This window comes from Streptomyces sp. NPDC048018, assembly GCF_043202995.1.
Taxonomy (GTDB): Bacteria; Actinomycetota; Actinomycetes; order Streptomycetales; family Streptomycetaceae; genus Streptomyces.
Genome location: NZ_JBIDBK010000001.1, coordinates 218,097 through 241,073 on the forward strand (window position 1 = coordinate 218,097; position 22,977 = coordinate 241,073).

The window sequence follows — 22,977 nt, forward strand, 5'->3', positions numbered from 1 at the left end:
GGAACAGCGATGACAGGAGGTCCCGGGGTTGGCGGGGAGGGCGGATCGGCTCTGGCAGGAGCTCGGAGCGCTGTACGACGCGGCGGGGAGGCCGACCCTGAGCCGGCTCGTGCGCCTCGGACGCACGCAGCGGCCCCCGGCCGCCGTGGCGGACTCGACCCTCAGCGGCTGGCTGCGCGGGCAGACCGTTCCGGGCCCTGGACACACCCGCTACTTCCTCGTCATGACGGCCTATCTGCAGAGCGAGGCCGCACGCGCCGGGCGGGCCCACCCCGCCCACCCGGACCACTGGTGGCGGGAGCTTCTCCTCCAGGCGCGCCGGGAACGGGACACGCGGCGGCCCGCCCGGGGCACGTCCACCCCCGAACGCCGCCCGGACGGGGCCGAGGAGGGCCCGGCCGTCCTCCCCTCGGCCCCGGCGCGACGGGCGGTGCCCGACGCGCTGTCCGCGCTGCCGCGCCCCGGAGCGGGCTTCGTCGGCCGCGACCGCGAACTCCACCGGCTCCTGACGCTGCTGGACCCGTCCAGAGCGGACCCGTCCGGATCCGGCACGACCGTGGCCTCGCCCGTCGCGGTCTCCGGGCTCGGCGGGGTGGGCAAGACGTCCCTCGCGCTCCGCGCCGCCCACGAGGCCCGTCGGCGGGGATGGTTTCCGGGCGGAGTCCTCTTCGTCGATCTGCACGGGGCCGAGGCAGACCCCGTGACCCCGGACAACGCCGTCCAGACCATGCTGCGCGCGCTGGGAGTCGAGCCCGAGCGCACACCGCCGACCCCGGACGAACGCGCCGGACTCCACCGGTCCCTGCTGGAGCGGATAGCGGCAGAGCGGGGCCCCGTGCTCCTGCTCGCCGACAACGCCGCGACGTCCTCGCAGATCCTGCCGCTGCTGTCCGGCCACCCCTCCCACCGGACCCTGCTCACCTCCCGCAGCGTGCTGACCCAGCTGGGCGCCCACCAGCTCCGGCTCGGCATGCTGGCCCCGGACGCCGCACTGGAGGCTCTGGACACGGCGCTCAAGGCGGCCGACACCGACGACCGGCGGGTGGAGCGGGACGACGCGGCCGCGCGGAGGGTCTGCGTGTTGTGCGGGCACCTTCCCCTCGCCCTGCAGATCGCCGCCGCCCTGCTGGTCGCCGACCCGGGCAAGCCCGTCGCCGAACTCGCCGAGGAGCTGGAGGACATGGCCACCCGCATGGAGTTCCTCGACGACGGTGAACGCGCCGTCGAGGCCGCGTTCGACCTGTCCCGGGAACGGCTCACGGCCGACCAGTGCCGTCTCTTCCACCTGCTGGCCCTCGGCCCGGGACCGCATGTGTCACCGGAGACGCTGACGGCGAGTCACGGGGGCCGGGTCCCCGTCCGCGCCGTCGAGGCCCTCGTCCGGGCTCATCTGCTCGAGCCGAGGGACGCGAGCGGACGGTGGCACATGCATGACCTGGTGCGCACCTACGCCATGGCCCGGGCGCGCGCGGACTCCCGTCTGGAGGGCGAGTTGGACGACGCCCGCGCACGGCTGCTCGACCACTACATCACCCGGGCGGGTGGGGCCAGGGAGCAGCTCCTCAGCGCGATGCGCTCCACCGCCCCCGGAGGGTCGTCCGTCCGCGCGGAGGCACTCGTCTGGCTCGACGCGGAGCGCACGTCCCTCGTCGCGGCGGCCCACTGGGCGGTGCAGGCCCGGCACGCCCCCCAGGCGGTCGAGCTGGCGCTCCACCTCGGGGAGTACTTCGGCTGGCGCCGGCTCCATGACGACGCGGTGGCGGTCTACGAGCACGCTCTCGAAGCCGCCCGGGAACTGAACGACAGCCTCGCGGAGGGCAAGTGCGCGAACAACCTCGGAGTGAGCCTGCGCCACATGCGCCGCAACGACGCCGCCGTGGAGACCTTCCGTGCCGCGCTGTGCGCCTACGCGCGCGTCCCCGGCACCGAGACCGGTCAGGGGCGCACATGGCAGAACCTCGGCAGCGCCCTCTCCCAGCTCCACCGGTTCGACGAGGCGGTCGACGCCTACGCGCAAGCGGTCCGGATCGCCGAGGAGACGGCCGACGCGCACGCGCTCGGCCGCGCCGAGAACGGCCGGGCGGGCGTGCTGATCAAGCAGGACCGGCCGGCCGAGGCGCTCGTCTGCCTGCACCGGGCACGGGAGCTCCTGCCGCAGATCGAGGACCCCGTGCTGGAGGGGCTGGTGCACAACCACATCGGCCGCGTCCTGCGCCGCACCGGCCGCCTGGAGGAGGCGGAGCACGCCCACCGCAGGGCCCGGGACGTGTTCCTCGCCATCGAGGACGCGGAAGGGGAGGCCACCTGCCGCAACGACCGCGCCCTGGTCCTCGCGGACGGCGGCCGCTTCGGCGAGGCGGTGGCGGAGCAACGGGCTGCGCTGGCCGTACTGCACGAGGTCGGGGCACGCTGGCGGGAGGCGACGGTCAGCCACGACCTGGGACTCAGCCTTCAGGGACTGGGGGACCTCCAGGAGGCCGCCGCGGCCTTCCGGCACGCCGCGTCGCTCTTCCGGGAGGTGGACGACCGGCACGACGTGGGCCGGTGCGAGGAACGGCTGGCCTCGATCGACGCACTCGTCGCGCGTACGCGGGAGGCCTGACATGACGGACCTCCCGCGCACCGTCGCGCCCGCCGCCCTGTCCACCACCGCGGCGCTCCTCTTCGTGCAGCCGACGACACTGTGCAATCTGGACTGTTCCTACTGCTACCTGCCCGATCGCGCCCGGGCCCGGACGATGCCGGCCGAGGTCGCCGACGCCGTGGCCACCGGGGTGCGCCGGTGGGCGGATCGGCATCCCGTTCACGTCCTCTGGCACGGCGGTGAGCCGCTCACCGTGGGCCCCGCGCGCTTCGAGCGACTGCTCGACAGGTTCCGGGCGGCCACGCCCCACCCCGTCACCCACGGCGTGCAGACCAACGCGACGCTGATCGACGACTCCTGGTGCGAGCTGTTCACCCGCCGGGCTGTGCACGTCTCCGTGAGTCTCGACGGCCCCCAGGGGCGCAACGCCGCGCGGGTCGACCGGGCCGGCCGCGACAGTACGGCCCGCGCTCTGGACGGCATCCGCGCCCTGCGGACCCACGGGATCCCGTTCAGCGCCATCGCCGTCGCGCCTCGCCCCTCCGCCGCGGCCGCCCGCGAACTGTACGACTGGTTCGCCGAACTCGGCTGCACGTCCCTGGGGGTCAACCTCGTGGAGCGCAAGGGGGTCCACGTCCGTACCGAAGTCGCCCGGGACGCGCAGGTGGTGGATTTCTGGGCCGCTCTCACGGCCCGCACCGAGTCGGACGGGCGTCTGCGCATCCGTGACATCGACCACGCCCTTCGTTTCGTGCGCCGCGCCCTCACACCGGCGGGTGCCCCACCGGTCGGCCGGCCTTACCCGCTCAGCCCCATGGTGGCCTGGAACGGCGACGTGACGCCGATCGGCCCCGAGCTCGCCGGTTTCTCCTCGCCCGACCACGGGCGGTTCACCGTCGGCAACGTCCTCGACGGCGGACTGGCGGAGGTCACGGCCCGTGCCCGGCACGTTCCCTGGGTGGCGGAAGCGATGCGCGGTGTCTCCGCGTGTCGCGCCCAGTGTGAACACTTCGCGTTCTGCGGGGGAGGCAATCCGGCCAACAAGTACTTCGAGACCGGACGATTCGACGTCACCGAGACCGCGCACTGCCGCGCCGGCAGGAAGGCGCTCATGGAAGGGATGCTGCACCATGTCGCACAGGGATGAGCCCCGGGACCGCACCGGCCTGGCCGAGCGCATCGAAAGCCTCCGGGACCGGCTCACCGAGCTCGCCGAAGGCGTTCCGGACCCGGAGCGGACCGGCGCCTGCCACAGCTCCGCCGGGGACGCTCCGAGCGATTACGAAGGGCCACTGCGGGAGGAGCGGAAGCCCCCGGAACCCCCGACGACGGACGACGACTCGACCGAGGAGTGACCGAAGGGCGAGCGCTCCTCCCTCCCGAGCGCGCCGGGGCCGGTCCCCCCGGCGCCGGGACTCCTCGCTGTCTACGGTGCCGGAGGGGCCTCGCCCACCGGCCGGGCCGGAGCGTGCCGGATGGTCTCGGTGCGCTCGGGCAGCAGCAGTACGGAGCCGACGAGGAAGCAGAGCGCGCCGACCAGGGTCGTCGTGTCGGCTCCGGTCGGGTCGTACACCGCGCCGGTGACCGGGTCGATGTAGCCGGCCACCGCGGAGATCCCGAAGGCGACGGACCCGACGAGGTTGGCCAGGGTGATCCACCAGGCCCAGGACCGCGGCCGCCAGGCGGTCCAGCCGTGACAGGTCTCGTACCAGGCGAGGAAGCCGGCGACGAGGAAGCAGACGGAGCCGATCGCGTCGGGACGCCAGACGTGCTGGTGGGCGGTGGTCGCGGACAGGCTGCTCCCCATCGCGACGCCGGTGCTGACGTTGAAGTACAGGGTGCCGACCAGTTGGGTCGCGGTGGCCCACCAGTCGATCCGGCGGGGCTGGTAGGCCAGGATCCGCCGGCGGGTGGGGTTCAGCGCCGCCGGGGCGGCGTCGACCGCCTCCCGGTAGGAGAGGTACGCCGCCGCGGTGAAGAACAGCGATCCGACGAAGTAGGTGACCGTGTCCCGGCGCGGCCCGACGGCCTCGGTGTAGCCGGGTACCGAGCCGACGGCGAACAGCAGCGACCCGATGGCGAACAGCACCGCGATCCACCAGCCGCGGGCGGCGGGTGCCCACCAGGTCGAGCCGGCGGCGGGCCGCTGGTGCTTGCGGTGGCGGCGTGACTCCCACCGGACCACGGCGCCGTCCGGGCGTACGTGGTCGACGAAGGTCCACGGGGCGCCGGCGGGCCCGTCGCCACGCTGCTGCCGCGGAATCGGTGACCCCTGTCCGCTCGGTCCGCTCGTCGTCATGGTCTCTCCCCTCCGTCCTCGACGGCGTGGGAGCCGGTCCTGCGCCGCCGGCCGCGGCGCACCGCGCCCACGAAGATCTTGACGGCGAGGCCGAGGACCACGAGGTCGGCGAGCATCTGGACGGTGACCACCAGCCGCGCCGTGTCGTCCTTGGCCGTGATGTCGCCGAAGCCGACGGTGGAGAACACCGTGACGGTGAAGTAGAGCGCCTCGGTGTGGGACAGCGGCCCTCGGAAGCTGCCGGGCGACAGTACGGACAGGGCGACGTAGCTCGCGGAGAAGAGCAGCAGGAAGAACGGGATGCTGATGGCCATGGCTTCGGCGGCCCGCAGCCCCGGATGCCGGGCGTGCAGGATCGAACGGACCTGGACGGAGACCAGGGCGACGAAGCCCGCGAGGCCGACGAGGAGCATGGTGAGGGTGGTCGCCGTGGAGGAGTGGTCCAGCGGCAGGAGGTAGTACAGGGCCACCAGGGCGGTGACCGACACGACCACGCGGACGACGGTCCAGACGATCCTGCGGGCCGGGGGTCCAAGGTGTCCCTCGGGCACGGCCTCACCACCGGGAGTCACGACGACCGCCTCAGCCTCGTGACGGCGGCCCGGAAGGACATCCCGCGGTCCTGCCACATCATGCCCGTGGCCGCGCCCAGGATGATCACCACTCCGATCGCGATGAAGAACGACATGAGGGCGAAGACGACGCCGATGGGCCCGTACTTCCGGTCGTAGCCGGTCACCATGCCGGAGAAGATGAAGTGGAAGACGACCAGCATGCCCATCCACAGCACCCCGGTGGCCACGGCGCACGGCACCAGCCCGCGCCACGCGATCCGCCCCGCCAGCAGGAACCACATCGTGAACCACCAGAACGCGACGAACGCGGGGACGTTGACGATCCACCACAGCACCGGCGCCCTGTCGTAGAACCCGTGTCCCACCACGCTGCCGAGCGCGGCGCAGCCCACGACCACGCCGAGCCAGGCCAGGGCCCGCGCCCCGTCCCGCAGCCCTCGCGGCCGGACCTGGAACATCTGCTGGTAGAGCTTCTGGAGCGAGCCGGCGGCGGCGAGGCCGCCGAGCACGAAGAACACCCACGACAGTCCGGTGACCGCCGCCGAGGTCGCCGCGGTGGAGGCGAACAGATCACCCATGTCGGCGGCGGCCTCCTTGCTCAGCCCCAGCCGACGGGTCAGTCCCGAGACCGCCGAGCGCCCGGCCAGGGCGGAGGTGACGAGCATGAAGGGGACCGCGCACAGCAGCAGCGTGGCCGCGAGCAGGATGGCCTGGTTCAGGAAGTCGAACGCGTCCAGCCTCCGCCACAGGTACTCGGCCCACGACCCCGCGTACTTCGCCCTGCTCCACTCGGTCGCCGCCCGGGCGCGCCGGGCGCTCCGCCCGGCCGTCCTCCGGCCGGGTCTCCTGTGGGCCACCGCCTCGCCCGGCCGTGTCGCGTGTTCGTGCCGCGGTCCGCCCGATGCACTGTCCCTCGCCCGCATGACGCGTCCTCCAGGGCTGATCACCCCGACCGCGCGGGACGCCCGTGCGGCGGCGACCCGCGCGCTCGGGGCCGCGGTCCTGCATCCACGGTCGCACGGCTGCCAGGCCGTGTCAGATCTTGAGGAGCGGGGAGCCCCGCGGCAGTGGCCGGGCGGCCGTGCCGCCGTCCCTGCACGCCCCGTGGGGACTGCGGTGCGCCACCCGTGGGTCACGGTCGAATTGATCTAGATTGCCCGCTTATGGGATCACGTAGTGGAATCAGTCGCCGATCGGTCCTGAAGGGCATCCCCCTCGGCCTGCTGGGGGCGGCGTCGGACGGGGCCTTCGCCGGGGGCCTGGCCGTCGCGGCCCCGGCGCCCTTCCCGCAGCCGGTCGTCTCGACCGCGAGCCGGGCGGTCGGCCGAATGCCCGGGGTGCTCGCCCAGACGCTCGACGTCCGCTTCACGGACACGCTGGTTCCCGGGTACGGACAGGTCACCACGCGCGCGTACAACGGAGCGATCCCCGGGCCGACGCTGCGCCTGCGCGCCGGGGACACCCTGCGGCTGACGCACGTCAACGGGCTGCCGCCCAATCAGCCCCACGAAGGCGGTCACAACAGGCCGCACGACGCCAACAGCTTCAACCTGCACACCCACGGGATGCACGTCTCCCCGTCCGGGCACGCCGACAACGTCCTCCGCGCGTTCGAGCCGCGCACCGCCGACGAGGTCGCCGCCGGTGCCCCGGAACCGCGGTACGCGACCACCATCGACGTGCCGGCGGACCACCCGGCCGGCACCTACTGGTACCACCCGCACCTCCACGGGGCCACGGCCGAGCAGGTCGTCGGGGGCATGACCGGTGTGATCGTCGTCGAAGGCGACGTCGACGAGGTGCCGGAGATCAGGGCGGCCGCCGACATCGTCGTCTGCATCAACGAACTCAAGATCAAGGACGGCAGGATCCCCGCCTTCACCGCAGGCAACTGGATGAACGGCGTCCCGTCCACCTTCACCGTCAACGGCGCGGTCAACCCCACCCTCACCCTCCGCCCGGGCGAGGTCCAGCGCTGGCGGCTGGTCGGCGCCACCGCGTTCACCGCGCTCCCGCTCAAGGTCACCGGCCCCGGCGGCGAGCTGACGATGCACCAGATCGCCCAGGACGGCGTCACCTTCCCCGCTCCGGTCGCCCGCGACGTGGTGGCCCTGGCGATGGGCAACCGCGCCGACGTCCTGGTCCGCGGCGGCGCGGCCGGGACCTACGAGCTGCGGGCCGACGGCGTGGCCGGGCCTCTGATGACCGTCGAGGTGACGGGAGCGCCCGTCGAGCCGCCCATGCCCCTGCCGACCGTGCTGCCGGCGGGCAAGCGCTTCCTCGACGAGCGCGAGGTCACCCACCCCGAGGCCACCCGCGAGGTCGTCCTGCATGCCGACCCGGGCGTCTTCACCGGAGCGTTCCCGACCGCCTTCCGCATGCTGGGGACCCACGCGACCCCGGCGGCGAACCCGGACGGCGACCTCACCCGCGACCCGGCCCACGGCCTGTTCGACCCCGGCTACGTGAACCACACCCTGCGACTCGGCACCGTGGAACGGTGGACCGTGCGCAACGACGAGCCCCGGGCGACCTCCAACCACCCCTTCCACCTGCACACCAACCAGATGCTCGTCACGCACCGGAACGGCGAGCGGCTCGACCCGCCGGTCTGGCACGACACCATCGGACTGGCGGGCGGCTCCCCCGGCGACTCCGTCACCTTCCTGGTCAAGTACGAGGACTTCACCGGCCACGCCATCGCGCACTGCCACCACCTCCATCACGAGGAACTCGGCATGATGCAGCTGGTCGCCTACGTCGAACCCTGAGCACCGGGCGGGGCGGGCCGGCGTCACGGGCGCGCGCCCCGGGCCGGCGTCACGGGCGCGCGCCCCGGGCCGGCCGCGCGCGCCGGCCCGGGGCGCCGGAGGGGTGTCAGCCCTGGCAGACGCCGCGCGTGTAGTCGTACGTGGCGGTCGCCTGCGAGTACTTCCACTGCGGGGCGAGCAGCCCGTCCGCGAGCCGGCGCGCGGCGGCGGGGCTCTCGATCACGTAGCCGAAGTCCTGGAGCCAGGAGGGGTAGAGGTTCTTCGAGCCGATGGAGAAGGCCGCGTCGTCCACCGAGACCAGCTTGTGGTGCTGGGCGTAGGGCCTGCCGTCCGCCCAGGTGGGGCTGTCGGAGGCGCGGAAGGTCGCCAGCTGCAGGTTCCGGCACATCGCGGCCCGCGCCTTCGGCTCGTCACCGGTCAGGGCCGTGAGGCGGCCGCGCAGGGCGTCGCTCACCTCGGACAGCGACCTGATCTGCGAGTAGCCGCCGCTGCCGATGGTGCCGCGGTTGGCCGGGTCGCTGACCACGATGCGCACCTTCACTCCGGCGGCGAGCTTCGCGGCGAGGGTGTCGTAGAGCCGTATGTCGTAGCGGGGCAGCGGCGGGCAGGTCGCGTTCATGTCCTGCTGCGAGATCTCGATGTGGTCGGTCGCGGAGGCGACCAGGGCGCGCAGGGCGCTCTCCTCCGGGTTGACCGTGTCGTAGTCGCGGTCGGCGTTGGTGTAGTCGTGCACGCCGAATCCGCAGGTGGTGTCGGAGGCCGTCGGCAGGGCGGGCCGGAACGACGAGGACGGGTCGCTCCGGCGGATGCCGACTCCGAGGCCGCCCACCGCGAGGGCGGGGACGTCGCCGTCGGCGGGCGGGGTGGCGGACCGGGGCAGGGTGGGAAGACAGCCGGCGCCGTGGGAGGAGGCGAACCAGACGCTGGTCCAGCTGCTCTTGTTGCGGCACGTCCAGTCCCACAGGGTGTCGAGGTAGCGCCCGGCGGAGCCGGCGGCCGGCCCGGACAGCGCGAGGTCGACGTCGTTCACCGGGTGGGCGGTGTCGAGGTAGTCGTCCTTCCAGCTGTTGATCCCGCCGGTGACGACCGAGTCGCCGTCCACCACGAGCAGCTTGGAGTGGTTCCAGGAGAAGCCGGTCTTCGAGGTCGTCATCGAGGCCACGTTGAGGGTGACGCCGGCAGCCGCCGGGCCGAGCTTCGCGACCAGCTCGTCGCGGTAGGAGGACGGGATGACGTTGGCGTGGTAGACGGGTGCGGCGCCGACCAGGATGCGGACCTGGAGCCGGTTGCCCTTCCGCGTGGCCTCCTTCAGACCGGCCACGATCGCGTCCTGGAAGCCGCCGTCGGGAAACGGAGCCAGCGTGGAGATGTCCACGCTCTGCCGGGCGTTCGCGATGTCCTCGCGTACCTTCTCCAGGAGGCGCCGGGAGCCGGAGCGGTCGGCACAGGTGGGGTCGCCCCAGCAGCCGGGGGTCTGCAGGAGCCAGTCGCCACCGCCGGGAGCGGAGGCGCCGAGCCGGTTCCCCGCCGTGCGCTCCCAGACGGAGCCCTCCAGGCCCGGGGACACCTGGCGCAGGGCCTGTTCCACCGCATCCAGGTGCGGGGTGGGTGCGTCCGCGAACGCGGGGGCGGCGGACAGCAGCAGAGTGGAGAACGCGAGAGGCAGGGCCGTCGCGCGGAGGGTGCGTACCACGGTGGTTCGGTTCCTTGCTCGGGGGGGGTGGCTCGGGCCGAGGCAGCTCCTTACGAGCCCTCGACCTTGATCAACTCGCGTAAGTTACCAGCACGTAGGCACCGGTTCACCCCAACCCACAGCACTTTCGGCCGATATCGCGCACTGCGCGCCGACCGCCGCACCCGGGACCGTTCTCCGGGAGAGCGACAACGACACCACGGCGGCGTCCGGGCCCTTCCGCGACGGTTCCCGCATCCGGCTCGGCGACGGGGACGGCGGTGGGGACTTGTGCAACCGACCCTCGGCACCGCACTGTTGGCCGGTATTCGTTCATACGGTCAGGAGTCCCGGTTTGTCCTCCCCCACCCCCGCTCCCGCCCACGTCGTCGACCCCGCCGGCGGGTGCCCGCACGCCCTCAACGCCGAACTGCGGGCCCGGGGGCCCGTGGCGGACATCGTCCTGCCCGGCGGAGTGTCCGCGGCGGTCGTCCTGGGGCACGACGCGCTCAAGGAGTTCCTCTCCCACCCCGACGTGGCCAAGGACGCCCGCCACTGCCCCGCCCTGCACGACGGGACGATCCCCGCGGACTGGCCGCTGCGGGTGTTCGCCAACGCCCAGGGCATGCACACCGCCGACGGAGCCGACCACCGCCGGCTTCGCTCCCTCGTCGGCAACGCCTTCACCGCCCGTCAGGTGGAGCGACTGCGGCCACGCGTCGAGGAGTTGACGGCCCGTCTCCTCGACGACCTCGGCCGTGCCGCGGCCGAGGACCCGGACGGCATCGCGGACCTGCGCACCCACTTCGCGCTGCCGCTCCCGATGAGCGTCATCTGCGAACTGCTCGGCGTGGACCCCGAGCACCGCGCCCGGCTGCACGACCTCACCTACACGGTGGTCATCGCCACCGACACCACCCCGGCGGAGGTGATGGCCGCCGTACGCGAGCTCGTCGAGTTGCTCGGTACGGTCGCGGCCGCCCGCCGGGCCGCCCCCGGAGACGACCTCACCAGCGCCCTCATCTCCGCCCGCGAGGACGACGGCGACCGGCTCAGCGAGGCCGAACTCATCGGCACGATGCGCCTGATGCTGGTGGCCGGCCACGAGACCACCCTCAACCTGATCAGCAATGCCGTGCGGGCCCTCTGCACCCATCGGGACCAGCTGACGCTCGTCCGGGAGGGCAGGGCCACCTGGTCGGACGTCGTGGACGAGACGCTGCGCTGGGACGGACCGGTCAGCTGGTTCCCCTTCCGCTACCCCACCCGCGACCTCACAGTCGGCGACACCGTGATCCCGCAGGGCACGCCGGTCCTCGCCGGCTACACCGCCGCCGGCCGCGACGAGGCCTTCCACGGACCGGACGCCGACCGTTTCGACGTCACCCGGCCCGGCGCGGCCCGGCACCTCTCCTTCGGCCAGGGGGCGCACTACTGCGTCGGCGCCCCGCTCGCCCGCCTGGAGGCCACGATCGCCCTGGAGCAGCTCTTCACCCGGTTCCCGGACCTCGACCTCGCCGTTCCGGAGGCGCGACTGCCCCATCAGCGCAGTTTCATCGGCAACAGCGTCGAGGCGCTCCCGGTCCGCCTGTTCAGGGACTGAACAGGACACCACGCCGCCCGCCGCGGCGGGGAGACACCTCCACGCCGCGGCGGCCCGGCCGGAGGTCGTACGGGCGCGGGCCGGCCGAGGAGCCCTTGCCCCGCCGAGGCGTCGTGCCCCGGTGGCGGGCTGTCCGCGCCTGCCTCAGGCGGTGGGGTCCCAGAGTCCGCCGGCCTCGCCGCGGGCGAGGTGCTCGGCGTAGACACCGGCCTTCCAGGCGATGAGCGAACGGCACTCCTCCAGCGCCCGGATCTGTGCGTCGACGCGTTGTCGATGGGCGTCGAGCAGGTGCAGGCGTTCCTCCTCGTTGCCGGGCCCCTCCCGCACCAGGCCGGCGAACAGCTTGAGGTCGGCCAGCGGCATGCCCGACTCCCGCAGTCTGACGCAGATCAGCAGCCAGTCCACGTCGGAGGAGGTGTACCGCCGCCGGCCGCCCGACGTGCGGTGGACCGGCCCGACCAGCAGGCCCTCGCGCTCGTAGAAGCGCAGGGCGTGCACGCTGAGCCCGGTCCGTTCCGCCACCTCGCCGATGCTCAGCGGCTCCGCGGGGATCTCGGCCGTCGTCATGCGACGCAGTGTAGGGCTTGATCTAGACCTTGCTCCAGATCGTAGCGTCGACGGCATGACCACCACTGATCAACAGCCGCTCGGCTCTCCCTTCTCCGCTGCCACCTCCGCCGCGGAGGTCACGGACGGCCTGGATCTCTCCGGCACGACCGCCCTGGTGACCGGCGGTTACTCGGGCCTCGGGCTGGAGACCGCCCGGGCCCTCGCCGCCGCGGGGGCCCGGGTCATCGTTCCGGCACGCCGTCCCGGCACCGCCCGGACCGTCCTCCAGGACGTGGCGGGCTGCGAGGTCGTCGCCATGGACCTGGCCGACCTCGGCAGTGTGCGCGCAGCCGCCGCGGAGATCACCGACCGGCTCGACCGCCTCGACCTGCTGATGGCCGTCGCGGGCGTGATGGCCACCCCGGAGCGGCGGGTCGGGCCCGGCTGGGAGAGCCAGCTCGCCGCCAACCACTTCGGGCACTTCGCGCTCACCGGCGAGCTCTATCCGCTCCTGGCCGCCGCGAACGGTGCGCGGGTCGTGGTGAACAGCTCCGCCGGGCATGTCCTGACCGGCATCCGCTGGCACGACCCGCACTTCCGTACCGGTTACGACAAGTGGCTGGCGTACGGTCAGGCGAAGACCGCCAACTCCCTGTTCGCCGTCCACCTCGACGCCCTCGGGCGCCACGACGGCGTCCGCGCGTACGCCCTCCACCCGGGCAAGATCATCACCGGTCTCCAGCGGGAGATGAGTCTCCGCGAGCAACTGGACCGCGGGTGGGTGGACGAGCACGGCAACGTGATCGGCTCCGGCTTCAAGACCCCCTCCCAGGGCGCCGCCACCGGACTGTGGGCGGCCACGTCGCCCCTCCTCGACGGACTCGGCGGGCTCTACCTGGAGGACTGCGAGGTCGCACGCGTCTCCGGGCCCGAGCAGTCCATGGACGACGGCGGCGTCCGCGAGCACGCCCTCGCTCCCGACGCCGCCGCACGGCTCTGGGAGATGTCCCTGGCGGCGACCGGGACCGCCCCGATCCCCCGGTGATCCCGCGGCGGACCCCGCCTGCCCCTCGCTGTGGGCCGCCGCACTCCCTGCCGGGAACGCCCACGACGACAGCAGCGGTCCCCCACCGGAGCTGCCGGTCCACCCGGCCGGCGGCAGGCCTCCGGAGCGGTGGGCGGCGGCGACGTCATCCTCGTGGGCGGTCCCGTCCGAAGTCATCACCGCCTCGTTGGCGGCCCGCCGTTCGGCCCGCTGCGCGCCCGCGCTCGCGGGCCGGAGGCGGCACCCGGCGCGCAGCCCACCAGGTCGAGGGCCGGCCGGGCCGGCCCCGGCCGCTCGGCGTCCGTCGGCCCGGCGGCGGTGAGCGCCGCCGGGCCGACATCCGCGGGCGCACCCGCGCCACCGGGTCCGGGACGGGCTCCCGTCCGATCGCGGCCCCGTAAGGAATACGCCTGTGCGATGGGCGGTTGCAGCGGGACATGCGACGTGATCCCGAGCCGGCCGACGGCATCCATCCTCTGCTCGCGGGACGGTTCAGCCCCTACCGGTTCGACCCGTCGGCCGCCGTGGACGACCGTTCGCTGGGGCTGCTGCTGGAGGCGGCGCGCTGGGCGCCGTCGGCCGGGAACTCCCAGCCCTGGGGCTTCTTCACGGGCCGGCCAGGCGAGCCGGACCACGAGCGGGTGCTTCCTCACCTGGCGCCCAGCTCGGCACGCTGGGCGACGGACGCCGGTCTGCTCGTCGTCACGCTGGCGCGCCGGCACGTCGGTGACACGGAGCTGCTCTACTCCGAGTTCGCGGACTACGACCTGGGGCAGGCCATCGCCCACATGACCGTCCAGGCGCAGGCGATGGGGCTCGCCGCCCACCAGTTCCGGGCCTTCGACCTGGAGGGCCTCACCAAGGAACTGGGCCCGGCCCCGGGCTGGGCGATCGTCTCCATGGTCGCGCTGGGGAAGTCCGCCGACGAGCGGCCGGAGGGCCGCGACCGCCGCAGCGTCGCCGAACTGCTGTCCGCCCCCTGGTCACTGACGAAGTAGCCCGGCGGCCAGCCGGTGGCGTGACGTCCCGCCCGGCTCCCGGCGCCTGGCCGCACGCTCACCGCGTGGCCCCGGTCACGGCACGGGATCACGGGATCAACGGGGTCACGGGGGGATTCACGGGGCCACGGGGTCACAGTATCAACGGGCGCACCGGGTACGAGGGCGGGCTCCGCCGCGCGGTCGGCCGCACCGGTCACCGCGGGCCCCGAGCTGCGCGCGGGGCTCTACGTTCCCGAAACGCCCTGCCGGTCGGCCTCCGGCAGCGGGGATCCGCCCGGCCCCGGTGGTGCGGCGTCGTCCCCACCGGGCTTCCCGGGGCGGGTGCGCTCGGCCCATGCGGCGACCGGAGGTCCTGCCGCGCCGAGGCCCGCGAAGAGGACGCCGAGGAACAGCCAGCCCGTGTGTCCGAGCCCGAGGACCGCACCCGTCAGCACCACGGGGGCGAGGGCCTGGCCCGCGTCGAAGCCGAGGCCGAAGAGGCCCTGGTACTGCCCCTGGGCGTGGTCCGGGGCGAGGCCGAAGGCGAGCGCGTAGCCACCCGACGACTCCCAGACCTCCCCGACGCTGTGGATGCAGACGGCGAGGACGGCGAGGGCAGGTGCGACCCACGCGGGAACGTCGGCCGTCAGCGCCATCAACGGGCAGCTGACGAGGAACAGCAGCCCGGCCAGGCGGAAGGCGCGGCCCCCCTGTCGAGGGGTCTCCACCGTGGAGCCGAGCCTGCTCTGGAGCAGCACGCAGACGCCGCTGTTGATGGCATAGACCGCCGCCACGGTCCAGCGCGGTGCGTCGGTGTGGGCGGTGAGCCAGATCGGCAGCAGGAGGGAGACGGTCTGGTACTGCAGGCCCATGGCGCTGTAGAGCGCGACGAAGGACACGTACGGCCGGTCCGACAGGACGGACCACCGGCGGTGCGCCGCGGGACGGGGCAGCGGGCGGTAGCGGGGAACGCCCAGGAGCGCGATCAGTCCAGCGCAGGCGAAACTGGCGGCGTTGGCGAGGATCAGGGCGGTGTAGGCGGGGCGGGTGTCGATCTGGATCGCGACGGCCGCTCCCAGGGTGCCGACGACGACGCCGAGGTTGACGAAGGTGCGGAGTCTGGCTCTGAAGGCGGCGGGGCGTTCACCCCCCGCTCGCGCGACGAGCGCACCGCCCGCGGCGCCGCCGCCCGCGGCGGCCAGCCGGTCCAGGGTGGCGACGAGCGTGAAGGCGAGCCAGCCGTCGATGAGGACGAAGGCCGCCATCGTGGCGGTCTGCAGGGCCAGGCTCGTCAGCCAGATCCCCCGTGGCCCGTACCGGTCGGCCAGGTTTCCCGCCGGTATCCCGGCCGCCAGGCCGACGAGTCCGGCGATCGTGAGGCCGGCTCCCACCTGGGCGGCGGGCAGTTGCACCACGAGCGTGAAGTAGAGGACGGCAGCGGTGTTGAAGAGGCCGTTGCCCACCCGGCTGACGAAGGCGGCCCCGATCAGGGCCCGCTGCGGACCGGAGTCCGGCGCGGAATCGCGCTTCCCCACCCCCGCCCCGATCATGACCGTCACCCTAACAGGGAGCCTTGCGGGCGCGATCGGGCCGCCGCGCACCTGAGCGACGACCGGGCGGTCGCGCACGGGCGACGGTCGTGGGGCGGGAAGGGCCCTACGGACCGTGACGCCCGTTCCGCCCCGTCAGGGCGGCGACGACGGCCGCGGTGGCCTGCGCGATGAGGCGGTCGTCGTGTTCGGCCTTCGGGGCGGCCCGGCTGGACAGGACGGCGAGGACGATCGGTGCGCGGTCCGGGGGCCACAGGATGCCGATGTCGTTGCGGGTGCCGTAGTCGGCGGTGCCGGTCTTGTCGCCGACCTGCCAACCGGTGGGCACACCGGCGCGGATGACGTCGTCGCCCGTGGTGTTGCGCTTGAGCCAGTCGACGAACAGCGCCTTGCCTTCGGTGTCCAGGACGTCGCCGAGGGCGTAGGCGCGCAGGTCGGTGGCGAGGGCTCGGGGCGTGCTCGTGTCGCGCAGGTCGCCCGGGGTGGCTTCGTTGAGCGCGGTTTCGTAGCGGTCGGCCCGCGTGGTGGCGTCGCCGATGCCGGCCAGGGCGGCCTGGAAGCCCTTCGGGCCGCCGAGGACGCGGAACAGCAGGTTCCCGGCGGTGTTGTCGCTGTGGCGCACGGCCGCGTCGCACAGCGCGCGCAGCGTCATGCCGGTGTCGACGTGCCGTTCGGTGATCGGGGCGTGGGTGACGAGGTCGCCCCTGGTGTAGCGGACGACTCGATCGAGCGTCCCGGGAGCGTTCTCCTTCAGCACCGCCGCCGCGGCCAGCGCCTTGTAGGTGGAGGCGTACGCGAAGCGCTCGTCGGCGCGGTGCGCGAGGACGCTCCCGTCGCCGGTGTCGACGGCGTGGACGCCGAGTCGGGCGTCGAACCTCCGCTCCAGCCGCACGAAGACGTCGTCCGTCGGCGTGGCGGAGGGCTGGGAGGTGGCATCGGTCTTCTCCACGTCGCAGCCGAGCATCGGGGCGAGTGCGGCAGTGGACAGTGCGGCGAGCGAGGCGCGTCGGGTCAGGGCCACCGGTAGAACCTGTTCGTGGGGAGATGCCGTCGATCCGGCATCCCGAGGCTACCCGCTACGCCGGTCCGCGTGCCGAGGGTGGCGTCGGACGGCCCGGGGCCTCGCGTACGGAACGCCTGGAGGTCACCGCTCCTCGTCGGCGGCCCACCCGGGTGGGCCGCCCGGAGGGGTCGGCGGGAACGGGCCGTGCGGTGGTCAGGCCGGCGTGATCCGTACGGTCTCCGCCCAGGCCGGGGGCTGCGGCGCGTCCGCTCCGATCAGGGCCACGATCAGCCGGCAGGTGACGGGTTCCGGGGGCCAGGGCGTGTGGCCGTCGGTGAGGACGACCACGATCTGCGGGGGTTCGGGCGCGTCGAGCGCGGCCCGGATGCCGACGGTCATGTCCGTTCCGCCGCCGCCGGCGAGTTCGACCTGGTCGACGGCGGTGACCCGGGCGACGGCCTGGACGTCGGCGTCGCAGGCGAGGACGGCGACCCGGTTCCCGCCGATGCCGACCTCGCGCAGCACTCCGGAGATCTCCGCGAGGGCCGCGGCGAGGTCGTCGTCGCCCATGGATCCGGAGGTGTCGACGACGACGGCCACCCGGGGCAACGGCCGGCGCAGGCTGGGCAGCACGACCCGGCCGCCGAGGGCGGGGGTACGGCGCGAGGGGCGCCGGTAGGTGTAGTCGACGGCGCCGCCGGCCCAGGCGGCGGCCTCCCGGACGGCGCCGGTGAGGGCCTTGCGCCAGTCGACGACGGGTTCGAGGGTCTGTTCGGCCCAGCGCCGCCAGCCGCCGGGGACCGAGCCGCGGGAACGGTGGTGGGAGCGGATGGCCTCGGCGGTCCGGCGGCGCAGCGCCTCGGCCTCGACGGGGCTCAGACCGCCGACGGTGTCGGGGCCGCCCGCTTCGAGGTCCCAGGGGGCCGGGACGCCGTGGGCGCCCGATCCGCAGTCGAGCGCGTGCGGCGGGGTGGCCGGGATGCCGGGCACGTACTCCTCGAAGAGGCCGCCGTCGGGCAGGCCGAACAGGCCCGGCACCATGCGGCCTTCGGGAAGGCGGAGGCCGTCGGCGAGCAGGTCGTCGTTGATCTCGCAGTCCTGGGCGATGTTGATCCGCAGCCGGTCGCGCTGGTCGGCGGCGGGCAGCTGCCCGGCCCGGCCGTGGTGGTCGCGCAGGAGGTGGGCGGCCTCGTGGATCCACACGCCGGCCAGTTCCTCGATGGCGGTGGCCGCGACGAACTCGGGTGCGACGTAGCAGCGCCAGTGGCGGTCGACGGCCATGGTCCGGACCCGGTGGGAGGGGACGACCGTCAGGGCGTAGAGGGCGGAGGCGAGGTACGGGCGCGCCTCGGCCGCCCGGTAGCGCGCGGCGAGCAGCTTGGCGCGGTCCAGCTCCGCTGCGGGGCCGCCGCCGGGGGCCGGGTGCACGGCGGGCGCCTCAGCGCGCGCCGGGCAGCGCGCCGGCGAGCTGGAGCAGTTCGAGGAAGGCGTCGATGCCGGGCGGGATGGGCCAGTCGGGCTCGCGCATGACGGCGAGGTCCCGGGCGGCGCGGGCTGCGACGTCGGGGACTCCGGCGTCGACGGCCTTGGCGAGGACCTCCCAGCCGGCCTCCCAGCGCGGGCGGGTGGGCTCGCTCTGCACGGCGGCGACGACGGCGATGAGGAACGCCAGCTGGCGGTCGCCGCGTTCGGGCAGGGCGAAGGCCGACGGGTCGGCGAGCACCCGGTCGGGGTCGGGCAGGTCGAGGTTCTCCAGGTACGACAGGAGCTCGATGCCGGCGGCCTCGCCGACGGCGCCGATCACGGCGGCCGCCGTCGCCTGCTGCCCGGCGCCGGAGGCGTAGCCGGTGGCGAGCAGGCGCAGCGCCGCCTCCCAGGAGCGCGGCGAGGGCCAGGCGCGGCCGCGGCCCTCGGCCTCCTTCGGCAGGTGGTGGACGAGGCCGGGGCGGGCGGTCAGGAAACCGGAGATGACGCCGCGGGCGCGGGCGACGGCGCCGGAGACGCGGGCGGGGTCGACCGTGGGGAGGGCGGTCTCGGGCCAGGTGCCGGCCATGCCGCGGGCGACGGTGCGCGGGTCGTGGGTCCAGTCGAGGTGGACGAAGCGGTTGGCGAGCGGCGGGCTCAGGTGCCAGCCGTCGGCGGCGCTGGAGGGCGGGTTGGCGGCGGCGACGATCCGCACCGGCTCGGGGAGGGTGAGGCTGCCGACGCGGCGTTCGAGCACGACGCGCAGCAGGGCGGCCTGCACGGCGGGCGGGGCCGAGGACAGCTCGTCGAAGAACAGCAGGCCGTGGCCGGTGCGGGCGAGCCGGACGGCCCAGTCCGGCGGGGCCATCGGCACACCGGTGGCGGCCGGGTCGTCACCGACGATCGGCAGGCCGGCGAAGTCGGAGGGTTCGTGGACGCTGGCGACCACGGTCTCCAGCTCCACGCCCAGGGCGTCGGCGAGCTGGAGCATGCCGGCGGACTTGCCGATGCCGGGTTCACCCCACAGCAGGACGGGCTGGTTGGCCGTCACGGCCAGTGCGAGGGCTTCCAGTTGCCGGTTGCCGGAGGCCTCGGTCCTGGTGGCGCGCAGGCGGGCGTTGAGCGCGTCGGCTGCTGCGAGGGGCGCGGGGACGGAGCCGGCGCGGGGCGTGGAGGCGTTCGTCATGCGGAGGTGTCCTCGTCCTGGGCCGCGGGGCGGTTGGGGTCGTCGTCCTGGGCCGCGCGGCCGTTGGGGTCCTCGTCCTGGCCCGCGCGGCCGTTGGGTTCGTCGGCCGGGGCGGCGGGCCGGGCCGGGCCGGTTGGACCGATGCCGCCGAAGGGGTCGGCCTCCCGGGAGGACCGGGATGCGTCGAGCGGGTCCAGGCCGGGCACCCCGGCCCAGCCCGGATCCTCGTCCCCGTCGGGTTCGTTCCGCTCCTCCAGGTACTCGTCGTACCACTCGGAGCCGATCCCCGGATGCTCCTCGTCCACGCGGTGACGCAGGAACGCCAGGTCGGTCCGCTGATAGCGGCGGATCACCTGGGCGAGGGAGAGCTCCATCTCGTCGACGACGTCGATGCGGGCGCCGGCGTCGAGGAGGTCGCGCACCAGCCGGGGCGACCCGCCCTGGGCGACGGCGAGTTGCAGCGGCGTGTGGTGCGCCTTGTCCCGGGCCTCCACGTCCAGTCCGGCGGCGAGCAGCCGGGGCAGCAGCTCCCGGTGGTCGAGCAGGTGCAGCAGGTGCAGCAGGCTGCGCCCCTTGCGGTCGCGGACGTGCGGGTCCCAGCCCGCGTCGAGGAGCGCGGTGACCGCGGGCGTGTCGCCGTGCTGGACGTGGGTGAACAGCTCGCGCCGCTGGTCCCGCAGCGCACGGGGCAGCCGGCCCTCGCCCGTCGTCCACGCGAGCTGGGTGGCGAAGCAGCCGGAGATGGTGCCGCCGAAGGCGCGCAGGGCCTGTTCGCGCTGCTGCTCCTGCTGCGTGTGGGGGACGTCCAGGACCCCGTTCCGGGAGATCACCTCGTGCCAGGCGCCGCCGCAGCGGACGCGTACCGGCTCGGCCGCCCGCGGGCCGGCCGGGCCGACGGCGGGGGCCGCCCCGGGGAACAGCGCGGCGGCCACCACCGGATGGAGCTGATCGGGGCGGATGCGCCCCGCGCGCAGCAGGGCGATGTCGGGGAGGGGCTGCCAGACGTACGAGGGCAGGAGCGGGAGGCCCTCGTCCTGGCCTCGCTCGCGGCCCTCGATCCGGACGGCCGGCCCGGCTGCGTTCGCGCCGTCGTGGGTGACGCGCAGATGGGCGCGCCAGAGCACGGGCAGGCGGAAGCGCGTTCCGCGTCCGGCGTCCGACAGGAGGCGGAGTTCGGGGGCGAGGCGCGTGAGGTCGGCGGAGCCGTGCGCGACGAGTTCGGCGACGTCGAGCTGCCGCGCGGCGTAGCGGTTCTGCGGCGGGGGTGGGGGTGTGAGGTCGAGGTCCAGTCCGGCGGCGGCGTAGGCCTCGACGTGCGCTCCGCGGGCCCGGAGCACGGCGATCCATTCGGCGTGGGCGGCCGGGTCGGCGGGTCCCGGGTCGGTGTCGGGCAGTTCGTCCGGGGTGAGCGGGGTGCCGTCGGGGTGCAGGAAGGGCAGGCGGCCGGTGGTGGCGGGGCCGGCGCTGAGGCGCAGTTCGCCGGTGCGGCGGGCGTCCCAGAAGCGGCGGGCGCAGGTCCAGTCCTCGGTGGCGTAGGCCACGCCGTGAAGGCTGTCGCTCGTGCCGGCGGGGCGGCCGGGCGCGAGGTGCAGCCGCAGCCGCTGGGGTCCTTCCAGCATCGGCAGGTTGGTGACGGACAGGATGGGTCCGGCGGCGCCGTAGACCGCGAGGACGGTGCGCCGGCACGGGGCGAGGGTGCTGCGGCCGCCGAGGGAGCGCGGCAGGTGCCAGCGCAGCAGGTCGGGGGCGAAGTGGCGCAGGTCGTCGGCCAGGAGGGCGGCGACCCCGGGGCCGTACCGGTCGGCGACGCGTGCGGGGTCGAGGTCGTCCGGGACGTCCACGGCGGCCGCGGCGCAGGCCGCACGCCAGTCGCCCGCGAGCCGGGCCTCGGTGGCGCGCTCGATCATCCAGCCGGGCACGGCGAAGCGGCGGACCCGGGTCCAGTCGGCGGCGTCGGCGGGTGAGAGGGCCGCGGGCGGCGGGGTGGGCCGGCTCATCGGTAGAGGCTGCCGATCGCGCGCAGGTCGGGGTGGGTGGGGCGGGGCGGACGGAGCCGCTCGGTGAACGACCGCTTGACCCGGCGGGGCAGTCCGGGGCCGAGGCCCACGTATTCGAGGTGGTGCCCGGCGTCCAGGGAGGCGAGCAGCGTCTTCGCGCCGCGGCCGGTGATGCCGGTGTGGCGCAGTTCGAGGCGGCGCAGGGGGCTGCCGGGCAGGGCCGCGGCGAGGGCGTGGGCGCCGGTGTCGCCGGTGGCGTTGCCGGGGGCGCCGAGGCTGCGTTCCGACATGGTGCGGCCGAGGTCGAGGGCGTCGATGCCGTCGAGGGCGTCCGCGAGGGCCGCGGCGCCGGAGGGGCCGATGCCGTTGCCGCCGAGGCCGAGCCGGACGGGGCGGTTCGCGTCGGTCGCGGCGGCCAGCACCGCCACGCCCGCGTCGCCGAGGTGGTTGGCCGGGACGTAGAGCTCGCGGACTCCGGCGTCGCGGACGAGTGCGGCGAGCAGCGGTGCGTCGGCGGCGGTCAGGCCGTTGCCGCCGAGGAAGAGACGTTCGAGCGGGGTCTCGCGGTCCAGGAGCGCCTCGAGGACCGCCCGGACGCCCTCGGCTCCGATGCCGGAGTTGACCAGGTCGAGGGTGCGCAGGGCGGTGTTGCGGCGCAGGAGTCCGGCGAGGGTGCGGGCGCCGGTCGCGCCGAGGGGGTTCCGCTTGAGCCAGAGGGCGCGGACGGTGGTGTCGTCGGCGAGTGCCTCCGTGAGGCTGGTGACGCCGGCCGGGCCGATGCGGTTGCAGCCGAGGTAGAGGGTGTGCACGGCATGGCCGGTGCCGGCGCGGCGCGCGGCGGTGAGGGCCTCGGCCAGGGGGCGCAGGCCCTCGTCGCCGAGGGAGTTGGTGCCGAGGAGCAGATGGGCGGCGTGCGGGGAGGCGAGGGCCGCGGGGGCGAGACGGGCGGCGCCGCCGGGGCCGAGGCCCTGCTTGCACAGGTCGACGCGGCCGTCGGGGCGCAGGGTGCCGAGGGGGAAGGTCTCGTCGTCCGTGACCGCCCGGTCGTCCGCGAGGCGGTCGAGCAGCGGGGCGAGCCGTACGGGGTCGGCCAGGGGCGGATCGGGGTGTTCGATCGCCGGGCAGCGTACGGGCGTTGTCGGCTGCGTCATCACCACTCCACCGGTCTGTCGCCGGGGACCGGCGTTCCGCTTCGACTGTCACGGCGTCGAGAGGTCGGGGACCCCGTCGACGTCAAGTAGGCGCAAGACCGGTCGGATTCGAACCGACGTCCTCCAGCTCGATGCGTGGGCGCGACGACCTCTGCGCTACGGCCTTGCTTCGGATGATCATAGCCACATTCGCATGCGAGTTCGATACCCCGGCGGTGTCGGCCTGGGCGCCGCGGACGCGTGGCACCGGGGCCCGCCCCCGCGCGCCACCCCGCCGCCGGCCTCTGAGCCCTGCCCTCTGTTCGATCACGCGCGCGCGAACGGGAAGGGGTTCATGTCCGGAACGGATCCGGCCATTGGGAGGCGTGTGTTCCGGCCCGGTGGGCCCGGACCCGGGAGCAGCGCGCCGGCCTGCCCCGGAAGGCGATCGGATGGCTCCGCCGTGCGTCGCTGTCGCGCAAGGATCGCGTGGCTGTCACACGTTGGTCACACCCCCATCGTGGTGCGATCGCACACGCCGCCGTCACGTTGTCCGGAAACCCCGCGCC

18 protein-coding genes and 1 pseudogene are annotated in these 22,977 nt (G+C 74.4%); 7 read left to right on the forward strand and 12 right to left on the reverse strand.

The window, feature by feature from the left end:
• The first annotated feature begins 28 nt into the window (after positions 1-28).
• Genes ACGF1Z_RS01050 through ACGF1Z_RS01060 form a run of 3 tightly spaced genes read left to right on the forward strand, consistent with a single transcriptional unit; the run spans position 29 to position 3,939 of the window.
• Positions 29-2,602, forward strand: coding sequence for an ATP-binding protein (locus tag ACGF1Z_RS01050; protein ID WP_392998511.1), 2,574 nt, complete (start codon positions 29-31; stop codon positions 2,600-2,602).
• Position 2,603: 1 nt separating this feature from the next.
• A complete protein-coding gene (gene amcB, locus ACGF1Z_RS01055) occupies positions 2,604-3,731 on the forward strand; it encodes a cyclophane-forming radical SAM peptide maturase AmcB (RefSeq protein ID WP_392998513.1) in 1,128 nt (375 codons plus the stop codon).
• A complete protein-coding gene (locus tag ACGF1Z_RS01060) occupies positions 3,715-3,939 on the forward strand; it encodes a hypothetical protein (protein WP_392998515.1) in 225 nt (74 codons plus the stop codon). The genes amcB and ACGF1Z_RS01060 overlap by 17 nt, the downstream gene beginning before the upstream one ends.
• Before the next feature lie 71 nt (positions 3,940-4,010).
• Here ACGF1Z_RS01060 and ACGF1Z_RS01065 read toward each other — a convergent pair whose 3' ends face one another.
• Genes ACGF1Z_RS01065 through ACGF1Z_RS01075 form a run of 3 tightly spaced genes read right to left on the reverse strand, consistent with a single transcriptional unit; the run spans position 4,011 to position 6,315 of the window.
• On the reverse strand, positions 4,011-4,883 hold the full coding sequence (locus ACGF1Z_RS01065; protein ID WP_392998517.1) for a hypothetical protein: 873 nt from the start codon (positions 4,881-4,883) through the stop codon (positions 4,011-4,013).
• Positions 4,880-5,455: a potassium channel family protein gene (locus ACGF1Z_RS01070; RefSeq protein WP_392998519.1), complete on the reverse strand. Its 576-nt coding sequence runs from the start codon at positions 5,453-5,455 to the stop codon at positions 4,880-4,882. The genes ACGF1Z_RS01065 and ACGF1Z_RS01070 overlap by 4 nt, the downstream gene beginning before the upstream one ends.
• On the reverse strand, positions 5,452-6,315 hold the full coding sequence (locus tag ACGF1Z_RS01075; RefSeq protein ID WP_392998521.1) for a hypothetical protein: 864 nt from the start codon (positions 6,313-6,315) through the stop codon (positions 5,452-5,454). The genes ACGF1Z_RS01070 and ACGF1Z_RS01075 overlap by 4 nt, the downstream gene beginning before the upstream one ends.
• Before the next feature lie 306 nt (positions 6,316-6,621).
• On the opposite strand from ACGF1Z_RS01075, the gene ACGF1Z_RS01080 reads away from it, so the two are divergent.
• Positions 6,622-8,229: a multicopper oxidase family protein gene (locus ACGF1Z_RS01080; RefSeq protein ID WP_392998523.1), complete on the forward strand. Its 1,608-nt coding sequence runs from the start codon at positions 6,622-6,624 to the stop codon at positions 8,227-8,229.
• A 106-nt stretch (positions 8,230-8,335) separates the two neighbouring features.
• Here ACGF1Z_RS01080 and ACGF1Z_RS01085 read toward each other — a convergent pair whose 3' ends face one another.
• The gene (locus ACGF1Z_RS01085) at positions 8,336-9,922 is read right to left on the reverse strand and encodes a phospholipase (RefSeq protein WP_392998525.1); all 1,587 of its coding nucleotides are present in this window, start codon (positions 9,920-9,922) and stop codon (positions 8,336-8,338) included.
• 334 nt (positions 9,923-10,256) lie between these two features.
• On the opposite strand from ACGF1Z_RS01085, the gene ACGF1Z_RS01090 reads away from it, so the two are divergent.
• Positions 10,257-11,504 (forward strand): cytochrome P450, encoded by a 1,248-nt coding sequence (locus ACGF1Z_RS01090; protein WP_392998527.1) that lies wholly within the window; start codon positions 10,257-10,259, stop codon positions 11,502-11,504.
• Between the two features lie 144 nt (positions 11,505-11,648).
• Here ACGF1Z_RS01090 and ACGF1Z_RS01095 read toward each other — a convergent pair whose 3' ends face one another.
• The gene (locus ACGF1Z_RS01095; RefSeq protein WP_392998529.1) at positions 11,649-12,071 is read right to left on the reverse strand and encodes a MerR family transcriptional regulator; all 423 of its coding nucleotides are present in this window, start codon (positions 12,069-12,071) and stop codon (positions 11,649-11,651) included.
• Between the two features lie 55 nt (positions 12,072-12,126).
• Here ACGF1Z_RS01095 and ACGF1Z_RS01100 point away from each other — a divergent pair, with 55 nt between their 5' ends.
• On the forward strand, positions 12,127-13,098 hold the full coding sequence (locus ACGF1Z_RS01100; RefSeq protein ID WP_392998531.1) for an oxidoreductase: 972 nt from the start codon (positions 12,127-12,129) through the stop codon (positions 13,096-13,098).
• A gap of 437 nt (positions 13,099-13,535) precedes the next feature.
• A complete protein-coding gene (locus tag ACGF1Z_RS01105; RefSeq protein WP_392998533.1) occupies positions 13,536-14,096 on the forward strand; it encodes a nitroreductase family protein in 561 nt (186 codons plus the stop codon).
• A 227-nt stretch (positions 14,097-14,323) separates the two neighbouring features.
• Here the strand turns inward: ACGF1Z_RS01105 and ACGF1Z_RS01110 are convergent, their stop codons facing one another.
• The 7 genes and pseudogenes from ACGF1Z_RS01110 to ACGF1Z_RS01140 all read right to left on the reverse strand — a co-directional run bounded on the left by ACGF1Z_RS01110 (position 14,324) and on the right by ACGF1Z_RS01140 (position 22,595).
• Positions 14,324-15,628, reverse strand: a complete 1,305-nt coding sequence (locus ACGF1Z_RS01110) for an MFS transporter (protein WP_392998535.1) — start codon at positions 15,626-15,628, stop codon at positions 14,324-14,326.
• 106 nt (positions 15,629-15,734) lie between these two features.
• A complete protein-coding gene (gene bla / locus ACGF1Z_RS01115) occupies positions 15,735-16,649 on the reverse strand; it encodes a class A beta-lactamase (RefSeq protein WP_392998537.1) in 915 nt (304 codons plus the stop codon).
• Between the two features lie 195 nt (positions 16,650-16,844).
• Positions 16,845-18,059: a VWA-like domain-containing protein gene (locus ACGF1Z_RS01120; protein WP_392998539.1), complete on the reverse strand. Its 1,215-nt coding sequence runs from the start codon at positions 18,057-18,059 to the stop codon at positions 16,845-16,847.
• 10 nt (positions 18,060-18,069) lie between these two features.
• Positions 18,070-19,281 (reverse strand): AAA family ATPase, encoded by a 1,212-nt coding sequence (locus ACGF1Z_RS01125; protein WP_392998541.1) that lies wholly within the window; start codon positions 19,279-19,281, stop codon positions 18,070-18,072.
• Positions 19,278-21,278 (reverse strand): ankyrin repeat domain-containing protein, encoded by a 2,001-nt coding sequence (locus tag ACGF1Z_RS01130; RefSeq protein WP_392998543.1) that lies wholly within the window; start codon positions 21,276-21,278, stop codon positions 19,278-19,280. The genes ACGF1Z_RS01125 and ACGF1Z_RS01130 overlap by 4 nt, the downstream gene beginning before the upstream one ends.
• Positions 21,275-22,429, reverse strand: coding sequence for a gala protein (locus ACGF1Z_RS01135; RefSeq protein ID WP_392998545.1), 1,155 nt, complete (start codon positions 22,427-22,429; stop codon positions 21,275-21,277). The genes ACGF1Z_RS01130 and ACGF1Z_RS01135 overlap by 4 nt, the downstream gene beginning before the upstream one ends.
• 93 nt (positions 22,430-22,522) lie before the next feature.
• Positions 22,523-22,595 (reverse strand): annotated as a pseudogene (locus ACGF1Z_RS01140).
• Positions 22,596-22,977: the final 382 nt, after the last annotated feature.

Coding starts and splice junctions, on each gene's coding strand:
- ACGF1Z_RS01060 (WP_392998515.1), top strand. CDS start 3,715: ATGTCGCACAGGGATGAGCCCCGGGACCGCACCGGCCTGGCCGAGCGC.
- ACGF1Z_RS01095 (WP_392998529.1), bottom strand. CDS start 12,071: ATGACGACGGCCGAGATCCCCGCGGAGCCGCTGAGCATCGGCGAGGTG.
- ACGF1Z_RS01105 (WP_392998533.1), top strand. CDS start 13,536: ATGCGACGTGATCCCGAGCCGGCCGACGGCATCCATCCTCTGCTCGCG.
- ACGF1Z_RS01080 (WP_392998523.1), top strand. CDS start 6,622: ATGGGATCACGTAGTGGAATCAGTCGCCGATCGGTCCTGAAGGGCATC.
- ACGF1Z_RS01100 (WP_392998531.1), top strand. CDS start 12,127: ATGACCACCACTGATCAACAGCCGCTCGGCTCTCCCTTCTCCGCTGCC.
- amcB (WP_392998513.1), top strand. CDS start 2,604: ATGACGGACCTCCCGCGCACCGTCGCGCCCGCCGCCCTGTCCACCACC.
- ACGF1Z_RS01130 (WP_392998543.1), bottom strand. CDS start 21,278: ATGAGCCGGCCCACCCCGCCGCCCGCGGCCCTCTCACCCGCCGACGCC.
- ACGF1Z_RS01135 (WP_392998545.1), bottom strand. CDS start 22,429: ATGACGCAGCCGACAACGCCCGTACGCTGCCCGGCGATCGAACACCCC.
- ACGF1Z_RS01065 (WP_392998517.1), bottom strand. CDS start 4,883: ATGACGACGAGCGGACCGAGCGGACAGGGGTCACCGATTCCGCGGCAG.
- ACGF1Z_RS01125 (WP_392998541.1), bottom strand. CDS start 19,281: ATGACGAACGCCTCCACGCCCCGCGCCGGCTCCGTCCCCGCGCCCCTC.
- ACGF1Z_RS01110 (WP_392998535.1), bottom strand. CDS start 15,628: ATGATCGGGGCGGGGGTGGGGAAGCGCGATTCCGCGCCGGACTCCGGT.